At 64.5% G+C, this 14,013-nt stretch carries 15 protein-coding genes; 2 read left to right on the top strand and 13 right to left on the bottom strand.

Features of this window, described 5'->3' with window-relative positions:
• Positions 1–14: 14 nt before the first annotated feature.
• The 5 genes from QF031_RS15520 to QF031_RS15540 form a co-directional block, all read right to left on the bottom strand.
• A complete protein-coding gene (locus QF031_RS15520; protein WP_307430009.1) occupies positions 15–1,649 on the bottom strand; it encodes an ABC transporter substrate-binding protein in 1,635 nt (544 codons plus the stop codon).
• Positions 1,650–1,652: 3 nt separating this feature from the next.
• Complete coding sequence (locus QF031_RS15525) at positions 1,653–2,522, bottom strand: carbohydrate ABC transporter permease (RefSeq protein ID WP_307433403.1); 870 nt, start codon at positions 2,520–2,522, stop codon at positions 1,653–1,655.
• 113 nt (positions 2,523–2,635) lie between these two features.
• The gene (locus QF031_RS15530) at positions 2,636–3,616 is read right to left on the bottom strand and encodes an ABC transporter permease (RefSeq protein WP_307430012.1); all 981 of its coding nucleotides are present in this window, start codon (positions 3,614–3,616) and stop codon (positions 2,636–2,638) included.
• A gap of 9 nt (positions 3,617–3,625) precedes the next feature.
• Positions 3,626–5,683 carry a beta-galactosidase gene (locus QF031_RS15535; RefSeq protein WP_307430016.1) on the bottom strand — a complete coding sequence of 686 codons (2,058 nt, stop codon included), beginning with the start codon at positions 5,681–5,683 and terminating at the stop codon, positions 3,626–3,628.
• Between the two features lie 370 nt (positions 5,684–6,053).
• A complete protein-coding gene (locus tag QF031_RS15540) occupies positions 6,054–6,656 on the bottom strand; it encodes an SOUL family heme-binding protein (protein WP_307430019.1) in 603 nt (200 codons plus the stop codon).
• 241 nt (positions 6,657–6,897) lie between these two features.
• On the opposite strand from QF031_RS15540, the gene QF031_RS15545 reads away from it, so the two are divergent.
• Together QF031_RS15545 and QF031_RS15550 are read left to right on the top strand one after the other, a co-directional pair.
• Complete coding sequence (locus tag QF031_RS15545) at positions 6,898–7,347, top strand: MarR family winged helix-turn-helix transcriptional regulator (protein ID WP_307430022.1); 450 nt, start codon at positions 6,898–6,900, stop codon at positions 7,345–7,347.
• Positions 7,344–8,600 carry an MFS transporter gene (locus QF031_RS15550; protein WP_307430027.1) on the top strand — a complete coding sequence of 419 codons (1,257 nt, stop codon included), beginning with the start codon at positions 7,344–7,346 and terminating at the stop codon, positions 8,598–8,600. Before QF031_RS15545 ends, QF031_RS15550 begins: the two co-directional genes overlap by 4 nt.
• Before the next feature lie 52 nt (positions 8,601–8,652).
• Here QF031_RS15550 and QF031_RS15555 read toward each other — a convergent pair whose 3' ends face one another.
• From QF031_RS15555 to QF031_RS15590, 8 genes are all read right to left on the bottom strand, one after another.
• Positions 8,653–9,006 (bottom strand): cupin domain-containing protein, encoded by a 354-nt coding sequence (locus tag QF031_RS15555; protein ID WP_307430030.1) that lies wholly within the window; start codon positions 9,004–9,006, stop codon positions 8,653–8,655.
• Between the two features lie 137 nt (positions 9,007–9,143).
• Positions 9,144–9,530 carry a VOC family protein gene (locus tag QF031_RS15560; protein ID WP_307430035.1) on the bottom strand — a complete coding sequence of 129 codons (387 nt, stop codon included), beginning with the start codon at positions 9,528–9,530 and terminating at the stop codon, positions 9,144–9,146.
• A 237-nt stretch (positions 9,531–9,767) separates the two neighbouring features.
• Positions 9,768–10,091 carry a hypothetical protein gene (locus QF031_RS15565; protein WP_307430038.1) on the bottom strand — a complete coding sequence of 108 codons (324 nt, stop codon included), beginning with the start codon at positions 10,089–10,091 and terminating at the stop codon, positions 9,768–9,770.
• 68 nt (positions 10,092–10,159) lie between these two features.
• On the bottom strand, positions 10,160–10,504 hold the full coding sequence (locus QF031_RS15570; protein WP_307430040.1) for an iron chaperone: 345 nt from the start codon (positions 10,502–10,504) through the stop codon (positions 10,160–10,162).
• A gap of 8 nt (positions 10,505–10,512) precedes the next feature.
• On the bottom strand, positions 10,513–10,980 hold the full coding sequence (locus QF031_RS15575; RefSeq protein WP_307430043.1) for an SRPBCC family protein: 468 nt from the start codon (positions 10,978–10,980) through the stop codon (positions 10,513–10,515).
• A 46-nt stretch (positions 10,981–11,026) separates the two neighbouring features.
• Positions 11,027–11,944 carry a 2-hydroxyacid dehydrogenase gene (locus QF031_RS15580; RefSeq protein WP_307430046.1) on the bottom strand — a complete coding sequence of 306 codons (918 nt, stop codon included), beginning with the start codon at positions 11,942–11,944 and terminating at the stop codon, positions 11,027–11,029.
• Positions 11,941–12,723, bottom strand: a complete 783-nt coding sequence (locus QF031_RS15585) for a DeoR/GlpR family DNA-binding transcription regulator (protein WP_307430050.1) — start codon at positions 12,721–12,723, stop codon at positions 11,941–11,943. The genes QF031_RS15580 and QF031_RS15585 overlap by 4 nt, the downstream gene beginning before the upstream one ends.
• 70 nt (positions 12,724–12,793) lie before the next feature.
• Entirely contained in the window at positions 12,794–13,936 is a 1,143-nt protein-coding gene (locus QF031_RS15590; RefSeq protein WP_307430053.1) for a Gfo/Idh/MocA family protein, read from the bottom strand.
• Positions 13,937–14,013: the final 77 nt, after the last annotated feature.

Consider the following 14,013-nt stretch of genomic DNA (forward strand, 5'->3'; position numbering starts at 1 on the left):
CGCCGTCGTACGTTCTACTTCTTGTCCGCGTACGCCTTGTACGCCTTGTTGGCCAACTCTACGTATTTGCCCATGCCCTTGCTGTCCAGCTCCTTGACGTAGGCGTCGAACTCGGAGAGGGGCCGCTGGCCGGTGATGAACTTGAGCGTGTTCTGCTTGACGTGGTCCTTGAGCGGGGTGAGCGTCAGCGTGGCCTGTTCACGGTCGGTGTCGCTGAACGGCACCGGCGGTGACACCGGGCGCGGCTTCTTGCTCTTCATGGCCTTCTGGAACGCCAGCTCCTCCTCGTTGAAGGTGGACTGCAACAGGTCCGTGGTGCCGCCATAGGCGAAGTTGCCGCCGGAGAATCCGTAGTCCACGCGCAGGTCCTTGGTGCCGGCCGGGTTCAGGCCCTGGAAGTTGATGTCCTTGGCCAGGACCCGCTTGCCGCCCTCCTTGTTGTACGTGGTGCCCTGAACGCCCCACTTGGCGAACTCCTGGCCCTGGTCGCTGTAGAACAGCCAGTCGATGTACTGCATCAGTGCCACGAAGCTGTCCTTGTCCTTGACGGACGAGTTGAGCATGATGCCGTTCTCCAGCCGGGAACCGCCGATGATGTCACCGGCGGGGCCGCCGGGGACCGTGATCTTGCGGACCGCGAAGTTGCCCTTGCCCAGCGACTGCTCCATGGACGTGCGGTAGGTGATGATGTTCTGCGAGTTGGCGCTGATTACGAACGACTTCCCGGAGGTGAACTTCTGAATGGCCGCATCGTCGGTCTGCGTGAAGCTTTCCGGGTCCATCAGGCCCTCGGAGACCAGGGAGTTGAAGTAGGTCACCAGGTCCTTGAACTGGCTGGAGGCGGAGCCGAAGGTGAACTCCTTCTTGTTTTCGTCAAAGGTCAGCCCGTCCACCAGGCCCCAGCCGGCAACCGTGCCGAAGGCGGTGCCGGCAATGTTGAGCACACTGTTGCCGTTGAAGCGGTCGGAGAAAGGGACCACGTCCGGGTGGTTTTTCTTGAGCTTGCGCAGCACCTCGCGGAACTCGTCCCAGGTCTTGGGTTCGGCGATGCCGTCCTTCTCCAGCACATCGGTGCGGAACGCCAGGGTGTAGTCAGGCCACAGTTCCTCGTGCAGACCGGGGAGGACGTAGTACTTGCCATCCGCCTGGGTGAGGCCGGCGATTTCGGGTTCCAGCTTCCACTTCTTGACCTTGTCCTGGTAGTGCGGCATCAGGTCCACGTAGTCACTGACGGGCAGGACGGCGCCGGAGGACACGTAGGCGCTCTCCTGGCCGGGGTAAGTTTTGGCGATGATCTCCGGCGCCTTGCCGGAGCTGATGAGCAGGCTGCGCTTCTGCTCGTAATCGCTGAACGGCACCACGGTTGTTTCCAGGGTGACGTTGTTGTCGCTGGCCATCTTGGTGAACAGCAGCCAGTCCTTCTTGATGGGATAGGTGGGCTGGTCGCTGAAAAGGAAGGTGAAGCTCAGCGGCGTCGTCGCCTTGAAGGTGTCCCCCACCCCAAAGCTGTCCATGGCGCCGTTGCGGGCCTTGGCGGTGTCCACCTTGCTTTCGGAATCGGAGTCACATCCGGCCATCACCAGGCCGAAGGCTGCGAGCGCTGACAGGCCGAGGAAGTCTCGTCTGCGGATCATGGGTGTTCCTTTCATGGGTTATTCCTTGACGGAGCCGAGCATGACGCCCGAAAAGAAGTACTTCTGGACGAACGGGTAGACGCACAGGATGGGAATGACGGTGAGGACGATGGTCACGGATTGGATGTTCGCGGCGATCTGGCCCATGTTTTCGGCTGTGCCGCCGGCCGAGCCCGCGGTGGTGACGCCGGCGATCATGTTGCGCAGGTAGATGGTCACCGGGAACAGTTCCGGCTTGTCCAGGTAGAGGAACGCCTGGAACCAGGAGTTCCAGTTGGCCACCGCGTAGAAGAGCACCATGGTGGCCACAATGGCCTTGCTTAGCGGCAGGACCACCTTGAACAGCACCCCGTATTGGCTGAGGCCGTCGATGGCGGCCGCCTCCTCAAGTTCCCGCGGCATGTTCTCGAAGAATGACTTCATGATCAGCAGGTTGAACACGCTGATGGCGTTCGGCAGTACCACGGCCCAGAGGGTGTTCCGGAGGCCCAGCGAGCTGATGAGCACGTAGTTGGGGATCAGGCCGCCGTTGAAGAACATGGTGAACACGGCGATGCCGATGAAGACGCTGCGGCCCTTCAGGTCCTTCTTGGCGATGGCGTAGGCGAATGACGTAGTGAGCACCATGGAGATGGCCGTGGCCACTACGGTATAGAGGACCGTATTGCCGTAGTTACGCCAGAACGTCGAATCCGCGAGGATCAACTTGTAGGTTTCGATATTGAAACCCATCGGGAACAGGTTGACCTGCCCCGCGTTGATGAAGCCTTCGCTCGAAAAGCTTTGGGCCAGGATGTTCAGGAACGGGTACAGGGTCAGGAACACCACAACCAGCAGGAACACCAGGTTGGCCACCCGGAACACCCGCATCCCGCGTGAGACCCTCATGTCCTTGAGCAGGACCCCCGTCTCCTTCACGCCGTTCTTCCTGCCCGGCCGGCTGAGGACCCGGTCCTTCATGGCTGCTTCTTTCACCGCTGTCCCTTTCACGATCGTCCCTTTCACCACAGGCTCGTTCCTGCGAGGCGCTTGGATATGCCGTTCGCGGAGAGGATCAGCGTGAGCCCGATGACGGATTCGAACATCCCGATTGCGGCCGCGTAGCTGAAGTTGCTGGATTCCAGACCCACCCGGTAGAGGTAGGTGGAGATGACGTCGGAGGTGGCGTAGTTGAGCGGGTTGTAGATAAGGAGGATCTTCTCGAACCCCACCGCCATGAAGGTGCCGATATTCAGGATCAGCAGCGTAATGATGGTGGGTCGGATGGCCGGCAGCGTGACGTGCCAGGTCTGTTGCCAGCGGTTGGCCCCGTCGATCCGGGCCGCCTCATACAGCGACTCGTCCACGCGGGTTAGTGCCGCCAGGTAGAGGATGGCGCCCCAGCCCATGGTCTGCCACACCTCGGAGCTGATGTACATGGGCCTGAACCAGGCAGCGTCCTGGGTGAAGTTCACCGTGGTGCCGAACACCGTGTTGGCGATCTGGTTCACGGTGCCCGTCATGGAGAAGTTCTGCAGGATCATGCCCGCGATGATCACCACGGACATGAAGTGCGGCAGGTACGTCACCGTCTGAATGAGCTTCTTGAACTTCTCCGAACGCAGTTCGTTCAGCAGCAAAGCAAAGATGATGGGCATCGGGAAGCAGAACAGCAATGTCAGGACGCCCAGGATGACGGTGTTCTGGAAGGCCTGCCAGAAGCTGGGATCGTTGATGAACAGGGTGACGTACTTCAGGCCCACCCATTTCTCGCCGAATATGTTGCCGCCGGGCTGGAACTGCCGGAACGCGATCACGTTGCCGGCCATTGGGAGGTACCGGAACACCCCGAAGTAGGCCAGCGGAAGCAGCACCAGCGTGTACAGCCGCCAGTCCCGTTTGATGGCCAGCTTCCAGCCGCCTGGTTTGTTCCGGGGTTTTTGGGCTCCCGCCTCCGTGTCCCTGGGGACCGACTCCGGGGGTACTTCCAATCTCATGGCCATGACTGCCTCCTACCGGCCGGTCTCTGCGGGTGATTCTTCGATGACCAGGACGCCGTTGGCGGTCAGCTCTGCGTCGCCAGCGACGGCCAGCCCCGTGATGCTGTCCCTTCCGCCCGCTCCTACGTCCACCCTGGCGGGGGCATCGTTGTGGTTCAGGACCAGCAGGTAGCTGCGTCCGTTGCCCGTACGACGGCGGACCTGCACCCCCAGCGGGGCGTCCAGTTCCGGGTGGATCCCCGCAGCAGTCCGTTCAGCGGCAAGCAGTTCCGCCAGGTAGGTGCCGTCCACCCGGGCGGACAAGTAAGTGGCGGTCCCGCTGCCGAAGGTGTTGCGGGTTACGGCCGGGCCGCCCGCCAGCCGTCCGGACGAGTAGCTCGCCAGCACTTCTGCCGTGGTGGTGTGCAGGTGCTCGGTCCAGTAATCCGCGGAAGCTGTGCCGCCGTCGGCCGTTGTCAGCTTCACCGCTTCGTCCTCTCCGGCGATTGGGTGCATTTCCTCACTCCACGCGCCCAACACGTTGCGCAGGGCGCCGGGGTAGCCGCCCAGCCGGATGGTGTTGTCCTGGTCCACGATGCCCGACAGGTAGCTGGCCACCAGGCGGCCGCCGCCAGCTACATAGTCTTCGATGTTCTGCGCTGCCTGGTCGGTCAGGAGATAGGTGGCGGGCAGGACCACCAGGCTGTACTTGCTGAGATCGGCCTTGGTGTCCACGAAGTCCAGGGGGATGTTTGCGTCGAAGAAGGGCCTGTACAGGCGAAGGACCTCCTGCGGGTAGTTCAGGTCAGACCGCGGCGAGTTTCCCAGTTCCAGGGACCACCAGCAGTCCCAGTCGAAGACCATGGCCACCCTGGCGCTGGCACGGGTGCCGGTGATGCCGGCCAGGCCCTTCAGCTCCCGGCCCAGCTCGGAGACCTCCCTGAATACGCGGGTGTTGGGTCCAGCGTGGTTGACCATGCCGGAATGGAAGCGTTCGGTGCCGCCCTTGGCCTGGCGCCATTGGAAGAACAGGATGGAGTCCGCGCCCTGGGCGATGGCCTGGTAGGAACCCAGCCGCATCTTGCCGGGGAGCTTGGAGACGTTGACGGACCACTGGCTCACGGCGCCCGTGGCCTGTTCCATTACGAGCCACGGCCGGCCCCGGCGCAGCGAGCGCATCAGGTCGAAGTTCAGGGCCGCGGCCACATGCGCGTCTTCTTCCCGGGGATCCGGATAGATGTCCAGGGCCGCCGCATCCTCTTCCGCTGCCCATGCCCAGTAGTCATTGTTCTTGTAGAAGCGCATGAAATTGGTGACGATGGGCAGGTCCGGGGTGTGCCGGCGCAGGATGTCCCGCTCAGCCTTGAAGTGGGCAAGCATGCTGTCGGAGGTGAAGCGGTGGTAGTCCAGGCGGCGGGAGGGGTTTGACCAGGTGCGGGGCTGGGCGGGGGCGTTCACCTGGGACCAGTCGGAGTAGCGCTGGCCCCAGACGTCGGTGCTCCAGGCCTGGTTCAGGTTTTCCAGGTCGCCGTATTTCTCCTGCAGCCAGGCCCGGAAGGCCCGGTCGGCGTGCGGGCCATAGGAGACCGGGCCGTATTCGTTGTTAACGTGCCACATGCACAGGGCCGGATGCGCCGCGTAGCGCTCCCCCATCTTTTCAGCCATGGCCAGGGACTTTTCCGGGTAGGCGGGATGCGAAACGTCGAAGTGCTGGCGGGATCCGAATCCGAAAGTACTGCCGTCGGCCAGAACCGGAAGGATGTCCGGGTGCTGGGCGATCAGCCAGGCCGGCGGGACGGCGTCCGGAGTGGCCAGGTCCACGCCGATGCCGTTCGCGTGCAGCAGGTCCATGATCTCGTCCAGCCAGCCAAAGTCATAGTCCCCGTCAGCTGTCTCAAGCCTGCTCCAGGAGAAGACGGCCAGCGTGACCAGGTTGACCCCGGCTTCCTGCATGAGACGCACGTCCTCGTCCCACACCTCGCGGGGCCACTGCTCGGGGTTGTAGTCACCGCCGTATGCGATTCCGCCGAGCCGATCATGCAAGCGCCTTAATCGGTGCTCGGAAGTGCTGGAGCTGTGCTCGCTGGTCATCATTGTCCTTTGCTAGGCATATGGCCGCGGGCTCCCCGTTAATGCGACCTGCATCACACAGAGAAACTATCGTAAAGTTTCAGCAATAACAACAGGGGTAAGGGAAGTGGGAGGAGACTATTTTTCGTGCTGTTCTGGCCATGAGGGGAGCCACCAGGCGTCCCCGCGCTTCATTCGGGTAGACGGGCTGCCGTGGTGGACGCTGCTGGGCTGCGACTTTTCGGCGGGCCAAGGAAAGTATCGGACCGGGAGCGCGTCAGGGAAAGAACCACCAAGGGTGAGCCGGCGTCCGCAGGAAACCCGCCAAAGGTGAGCGGGCGTCCGCAGGGAACCCGCTAAGGGTGAGGCGGTGTTTGGTAGTTGGCTGGACTCAGGCGCCCCGAGCAGCGTCCCCCGGCGCAGGTTCCCGCACGTCCTGGACGAGTTCGTTGTGCCGGAGGAACCACGGTTTGAACGGAGGATCGAAGCGGGCGAACCGGGGCGGGCCCACCGGTGTCAGGCCAGCCAGCGTGAGTGCAGCCTGCAGTCCGTTGTTGCGCTTTTCAAATGCGTGGGCGGAGCCGCGGCCGGAAAAACCCAGCACTGCGGCAAGGGAGCCCGGCACGGCGCGCACCCTGACCTTGGGATCTGTGGGCACCGGTGCGGTTTCAGCGGTGACGCCTGCCGGAAGCACGAAGGCCACCGTGAATTCGGCAGGTCCTCCGGTGCCGGGCAGCGGACCGCTTTGGAGCACCGGGGCGGTCATGGCCAGCTTCTGCGGCGCCTGCTCCTGGAGCACGGGGGCTGTCATGGCCAGCTTCTCCCGGGCAGCGTTGTTGCCGCTGATGTAGTTGAAGAGATGGCGGAAGGCGGCGTTTCCTGCGCGGTCGAAGTCCGCTGTCACGGTCACTTCGGCCACGGCGAAGTCCGGATACCTCCGCAGTTCGAAATGCGGATAGCGCCGGACCAATTCATAGGGCTGCTGCTCGGTCATGGTGAACCAGAGCCTACGCTCATCGGCACCGGCGAGACCAGACCTGCGTGCACTGCCGGCACCGGCCCACCCGGGAGCAGCCCGGCGCCCGTTCTGCCCCAGGCATGCACTCCAGTCCGCCCGTAGATGTTGCCAAGACCACGCCGCCTGATATTGCCCCACGATAAGCAAGCGAAGCATAATAGTTAGCAGAACTAATTAGCGCTGCTAAGGAACGTCAGCAGGAGGCGCATCCACTTACATGTCACCCACCCAAACCAAGAACAAGGCAACCGCCCCCGACACCCTCGCCATCGAGCTCCGCACCGCCGTGATGCGCACCTCGCGCCGGCTCCGCGTCGAGGCAACCGGCGACGTCATCACCCCCGGCCAATACACGGTCCTGGCCCTCCTGAACGGCAGCGGCCCCAGCACACTGCGGGACCTGGCCAGGAGCGAGCATGTCCAGGCGCCGTCCATGACCAGGATCGTGAACGCACTGGCCGGCCAGGGCTTTGTCACCAGGAGCGCAGATCCCGACGACGGCAGGCAGGTCCGCGTGGACATCACCGACGCCGGCAGGACAGTCCTGGCAGAGGCGAGGGGCCAACGGACCGCCTGGCTGGCCCAACGCGTGGCAAGGCTCAGCGAAGAAGACCGACTCACGCTCAGCCGCGCAGCCCGCCTCATGCAGGAAATGAGCGGCAAATGAGCGCGATGTTCCGGGCCCTCGAAAACCCCAACTACCGCATCTGGGCCAGCGGAGCGATCGTTTCCAACATCGGCACTTGGATGCAGCGGGTGGCACAGGACTGGCTGGTGTTGACCGTCCTCACGGGCCACTCAGGTGCCGCCGTGGGACTCACCACGGGCCTGCAGTTCCTGCCCATGCTGCTGTTCGGCCCCTACGGCGGGGTGCTGGCGGACCGATACCGCAAGCGCATCATCCTCATGTGGACACAGCTGGCCATGGGGTTCACCGGCCTTGCCATCGGACTCCTGGTAGTCACCGGAACCGCCCAGCTATGGCACGCATACGTGGCAGCGTTCTGCCTGGGCCTGGCGAGCGCCGTGGATGCGCCCGCCCGCCAGGCCTTTGTTTCCGAACTGGTGGGCCAGGAGAACATCTCCAATGCGGTGGCGCTGAATTCGGCATCCTTCAACACCGCCCGGCTCACCGGCCCGGCCATCGCCGGCGTGCTCATCGCGTGGGTGGGCACCGGCCCGGTGTTCCTGCTCAATGCCGCCAGCTTCGCCGCAGTCCTGGTCTCACTGTTCAGGATCCGCGCCACCCAGACCGCCCCCGCCGCAAAGGGGGAAAGGAACAAACACCAGGTGGCCGAAGGCATAAGGTACGTGCGCCGCAGGCCGGACCTGATGCTGATCATGGTCCTGGTGGGCGTCCTGGGCGCGTTCGGCATGAACTTTCCCGTGATCAACTCGCTGATGGCCACCACCGAATTCAGCATGGGGCCAAGCGAATTCGGGCTCCTCGGCTCGATCATGGCCGTGGGGACACTCGCCGGGGCTCTCCTGGCAGCGCGCCGCTCCGGACCCCGGCTGCGGTTCCTCCTGGGCGGGGCCGTGGGGCTGGGAATCTCCACCATCCTGGGCAGCATCGCACCCACATTCTGGGTCTACGCCGCCGTCCTGGTTCCCGTGGGCCTGGCGTCCATCACCTTCCTGAACAGCTGCAACACCAGCATCCAGCTCTCGGTGGAGCCGCAGTTCCGCGGCCGTGTACTGGCCCTGTACCTGGCCATCCTCCAGGGCGGCACGGCCATCGGTTCGCCGCTGGTCGGCTGGATCGGCAGCCAGTTCGGCGCCCGCTGGTCCGTGGCGGTGGGCGGGATCGTGGTGCTGATCGCGGGTGTGGCCGCCGTGGTCGCGGTGACCAGGCGGAACCGGCTCACCCTCCGCGGCGCGCTCCGGATTGCCTTGGGCAGGCGGGAACCTGCCGTCTAAGACGGCTGACAGGAAACAGCCGACGGCGGCGCCAAAGCAGGTGCCGCAGGCTTCACGGCTGCGGCACCTGGCTCACAATGTCCACGGAGACTTCCACTGCCGGGACCGGCCCGCGGTTCTCCAGCCAGTGGGTGGTATTCCGGTCCTCCGGCCACCCGGCCCCGGGCCCGTACTCCGTGGCCACCCCGTCGCGGTGGTCGGTGATGGTCCCCTGCAGGACGTAAACGGTGCCCGGCCGTCCTTTGTGGTCATGCAGTGGCCCGAAAACTCCGCCGGGTTCGATGGTGACCATCCTCATCCGCAGCTGCCGGCCTTCCATTCCCTCGATTTCGCCGGCAAGATCAACCGTTGCCAGCAACTCCACCGAGACGCCCTTCGACTCCGGCACCGCTTCTTCCCCGCCCATCGCCCTTCCTTCCTCATGACCACTTACGACGGCGGCGCCGGCCTGCCGCTGCCACGCACCCGGATGCGGGTGCGTGGCAGCGGCAGGTGCCGGCGTCGTACTTTGAATGACTGGCCTGCCGGGCAGGCGGCGTCCGGTCAGACCGGCAGGGAGGAGATGTTGAGGATGTTGCCCTCGCTGTCCAGGAACCACGCTCCCTGGCCGTACCCCTCCATCGTTGCGATGCCGTTCTCGGTCTTCAGCCCTGGCATGTCGTAATCCTCGAAAACGACGCCGCGGGCCCGGAGTTCGTCCACGTCCCGCTGAACATCATCGCTTCCCCAGCCAATTTGCGTGTTTTTGGCCGAACCGGCGTTGTCCGTCTGGTAGATCAGGAACGAGGTCCCCTTTCCGCACCGATAGACAAGGCCGCCGTCCGCCATTGTCCGCTCTGGCTCAAACCCCAACTTGTCCCGATAAAAATCGCGCGCCCGGTCGATGTCTTTGGCCGGCAGCACAGCCATGACTTCCATATCTTTGAGCATGACGAATCTCCTTGTGCTCTGATGGCGTTGCTCTCCCCCTGAAATGGTCCGGCCGTCCCCTGCCGGGCGTCGTGGCCGTCCTTCCCGCCGATTGCCGGGGCGGCCGCCTGGAACCCCTGGGCCCGACGCGGCGCAAAACAGCAGCGGGAGGTTCCCGAAGTCTACGAGGCCATTATGGGACCGAAAATCCCACGGCGGAATAGGGGATTTAAACGGCCCTGAAGCGGCCTCCCCCTGCTACTTACGTGCCACCCAGATTGCTTTTCGCAGGGCAGCGCCCGCTACGGACACGAGGGGTACCAGGCATACCAGCGCGACGATGGTGTTGGGGCGGAAGGCCGGGCGGCCATTAACAGTCCGGTAGATGCCCAGTGGCACCACGAAGCCGCCGCCGCCTCCGCCGGAGGCCCCGTCCTCAGACTCCGTGCCGCCGCCGAAGCCGAAGGACACCAGCGCCACGGGCACGATCTCCTCCCCGCCCAGGTTCACGGCGGTGCCGTAGGCACGGGCGACGCCCATGTTCTTAAACGAATCTGCAAGCGATGCGAGAGTGTCAGCCATGGAAAAAGGCTAGGCTGGCGGGCTCCGGACCCGAAAGGACCATAAGTCCCGCTCCCGCGGCGGTCCGCCTACTTCCGGATTTCCGCCATCCGCAGCCGGACTATGTCCTTCAGCACGTCCTCGGGAACAGGGTGGTCGGCGGTGAAGCGGATGGTTCCCTTTGACAACGAGTACCCCTCCAGGCGGCCGGCTACCGCTTCCACTACCGCAGAGGAGAACGGGAAGACCGAGAGGTGCCGGGCCGCGGCCACGGCGGCGACCAGCGGTTTGCCGTCCAGCTTCAGGGCGGGCATGCCGTAGCTCATGCCGTCCGTCGCCTCCGGAGCCAGGGACCGGGCGATCTCCACCACGCGCTGCAGGCAGCGGCGGTCAGGTTCGTCCAGCGCGGCCAGGGCTTCGTCCACGGCGCCCACCGGGAGCCTCAGCTCTTCCTGGCAGCTACAGTGGACGCAAGCGCCGACAGTCCCCGTTCAAAGTCGGCGCCCACCATCTTGTCCATGTTCATGAACAGTGCGAACACCCTGCCCAGCCCCTTGTTCTCACCCGTCATCCGCCAGGTCACCTCTGTGCCGGTGTCCACCGGCGTGAAGCTGAACGTGGTGGGGTTCAGCGCCTTAAACGGCTTGGTGAATTCGAGCCGGATCCGGATCAGGTTCGCCGGTACCGATTCCACAATCTCCATGGTGCCGCTGCCGGCCTTTCGGTTGCCGCTCCACGCATAACCGGCCCCGGCACCGGATTCGCTGCCGAAGTGGCGGCGGTTCATGCCCGGATCGATCGTTTCCCACGGCGACCAGTCGGCCCACTCGTGGAAGTTGTTGACCAGCGGGAAGATCTCCTCCGGCTGGGCAGGGATGACAGCACTGCGCCGGACCTCAAAAGTGGACATGGCCCCAGCATAGGGGCCGCTGCAGGCCGAGGTTAAGGGCCTGCAGTTAAGGAAGGACCACGTTTACCGGGTCCTTGCCCTCGAGCAGCAGCCCGATCTGCTTCCTGAGGAGCCGGACCATCCGGGGGAACATGGCCGAGCTGGCACCACCAACGTGCGGGGTGATGAGCACACCGGGGGCGGTCCACAGCGGATGGTCCGCCGGCAGCGGTTCCGGATCGGTCACGTCCAGGGCAGCCCGCAGCCGGCCGCTGGAGGTCTCGGCGAGCAGCGCATCGGTATCCGCCACGGGACCGCGGGCCACATTTAGCAGCAGGGCACCGTCCGGCATGGCCGCCAGGAACTTTGCGTCCACCAGCTGCTGGGTCTGCTCACTCAGCGGAACACTGACCACCACGATCTCGTGCAGCGGCAGCTGCTCGTAGAGCGCATCGATCCCGTAGATGGTGCCGCGTTCGTCCTCCCGGGCCCGGCTGGCCATCCGGGTGACCTCGGTTTCGAACGGCAAAAGCCTGGCCTCGATGGCTTTGCCCACTCCCCCGTAGCCCACCAGCAGCACGCGGCGGTCGGCGAGGCTGGGCCGTGGGCTGTTGTCCCAGGTTCCTGTGCCCTGGTTCTGCACAAAGTCCGGAATCCCGCGCTGGGACGCCACCATCATGCCCACGGCGAGCTCCGCCGTCGACGTTTCATGGACTCCGGCCGCGTTGGCGAAGGTGACGCCCGCGGGCAAAACCTCGGCCACGCCGTCGTACCCGATGGACTGGCTCTGGACCAGGCCGACATCGACGCCTTCCAAGGCGGCGAGACCGGCCGATTTGCCCATGTAGCCGGGAACCAGCAGGTCCAGCCGGCCTTCCGGGGCGGGCCCGGTGAGGTCCCAGCGGACGAACTCGACGCCCTCCATCGGCGCGAGCGCGTCAATGAGCCGCTCGTCGGGCAGGCATACGCGCAGCCGGGCGCTCATGCGGCGACCATCAGCTTCACGTTCGCGGCACTCAGCGCACTCTCGATTTCCTGGGGCGGCGGTGCATCCGTCACCAGGATGTCCACCGCATCAAAAGCCGCCAGCCGCGCCAACGCATAACGCAGCATCTTCTGGTGGGTTGCCACCACCACCACCTGTTCCGCCGCATTCATAAGGGCGATCTTAGTGGCACGCTCCACGTCGCGTTCAATGTAAAACGCCTCATCGTGGATGCCGCTCACCCCGATGAATGCTGTCTTGGCACGCAGCCCGGCTGCGGCGCTGATGGTCATGGGCCCGCTGAAGGCCTGGCTGTCCAGCAGCAACTCCCCGCCCAGGCAGATGGTGCGGGCAGCCGTCAGCTGGAGGCAGCGCTGGATGGTTGGCGCGGAGGGCGTGATGACGGTGCCCGTGAAGGAAGTGGGGAGCTGCTGCGCTATCTGGTACGTGGTGGTGCCGGCGTCGAGAATGACGGCGTCCCGCTCCCCGATCAGCGACAGGCAGGCCCTGGCCACCCGCAGCTTGGCGTCCGCATCCTCCCTGACCCTGGCGGCGAAGTCGGCGTTTTGGCCATGCCCGTCCACTGCGCTGACACCGCCGTGGACCACCCGGGCCAGCCCGCGTTTGGACAGCACCCGGGTGTCCCGTCGCACGGTCATGTCGGAGACCGCAAAGGTCTCCGCCAGGTCGTTGGTGGAAATGAACCCCCTCCGGCCAAGCTCGTCCAGGATGGTGCGCTGACGGGGCGTCAGCGGTGCCTCTTCGTGTGCGGTGCTCATATGGCGCTCTTCCCTCCCCAATGTGCCGGGCAGGAGCCTGGCGGGATGTTGGACTTCCAACAAAACTCTTCTATGAACGTACCCCGGAAACTGCCTTTGCAAGCTCCACGGGGCGTCCTTCCGTAATAGACCGTTCCGCTGCAAGCCCCATCCTCACCGACTGCAGTCCGTCAGCGACAGTTACTTCAACAGGGCCTTCGCCAAGGATGGCCTTCCGGTAGCCCAGGTGCTCGTAGTACGTGGAACCGTGATGCGCGCCGGCCGCGAGGACGGCCTCGTCCACAGCAACCTCGTGCTTTTCCGGGCCCAGCGGTGACCTGGGGCTGAACTCTACGGTCGCTTCGGCTTCATCGCCGGGGATCCAGTGGTTGGCGGCCACCGGGATCAGGGTTTCGATCTTTGCGGCGTCACCCACGATCGAGATCCGTTCCTGGAACTTGGACCCTTCGGCGAACATGGACAGTTCCAGCATGGCGCGGCGGCCGCCCTTGAAGTCGACAATCACGTAAGCGTTGTCCACCATGTCCGATACCCGGCCGCCGTAGACCTCATCCATGTGGTTCACGTCGTGCCCGCCACTGGCATAAACCCGGACAGGTTCGTCCTGCAGGATCAGCCGCATCAGGTCAAAGAAGTGGCAGCACTTTTCCACCAGCGTGCCGCCAGTCCGCTCGGCGAAGCGGTTCCACGCGTCCACCTTGTGCAGGAACGGGAAGCGGTGCTCCACGATGGAGAGCATGTGGATGTTGCCGAGCTTGCCGCTATGGGCCGCCTGGATGATCTCCTGCACCGGCGGCATGTACCGGTACTCCATGGCCACCCACACGGGCGCGGGGTAGTTCCTGGCGAGTACCTCGAGTTCGTCTGCCTGCTCCGCGCTGGTGCAGACCGGCTTCTCCACGAGCACGGGCAGGTTGGTGCCGCTGGCGAAGATGTCCTTCAGGATGCCCAGGTGCGTGTCGTTGGGGCTGGCGATGACCAGCGCGTCCACCAGGCCGGAGGCCAGGAGTTCCTGGTGGGTGGGGAAGGTCTGCACCTCATAGCCAATCTCCCTGGCCGTCTCTTCCAGGGACGACGGCGTGGGGTCCGAGACTGCGGTGATGCGGCTTCCCGGGATCAGGGCAAGGTTCCGGACGTGTTCCCTGGCCATGTGGCCGGCTCCAATGAGGCCATACCGGATGGTCCGGACTGATTCCGCACTAGGCAATGACATGAGCTGCTCCGTTTTCTCTACGTTGAGTGGGCGGGACGGTGGCGTTGCATCCCAAACATAACTATACAGAAAGTGTT

Origin of the sequence: Pseudarthrobacter defluvii (assembly GCF_030816725.1) — a bacterium.
In the GTDB taxonomy this organism is placed as follows: domain Bacteria; phylum Actinomycetota; class Actinomycetes; order Actinomycetales; family Micrococcaceae; genus Arthrobacter; species Arthrobacter defluvii_A.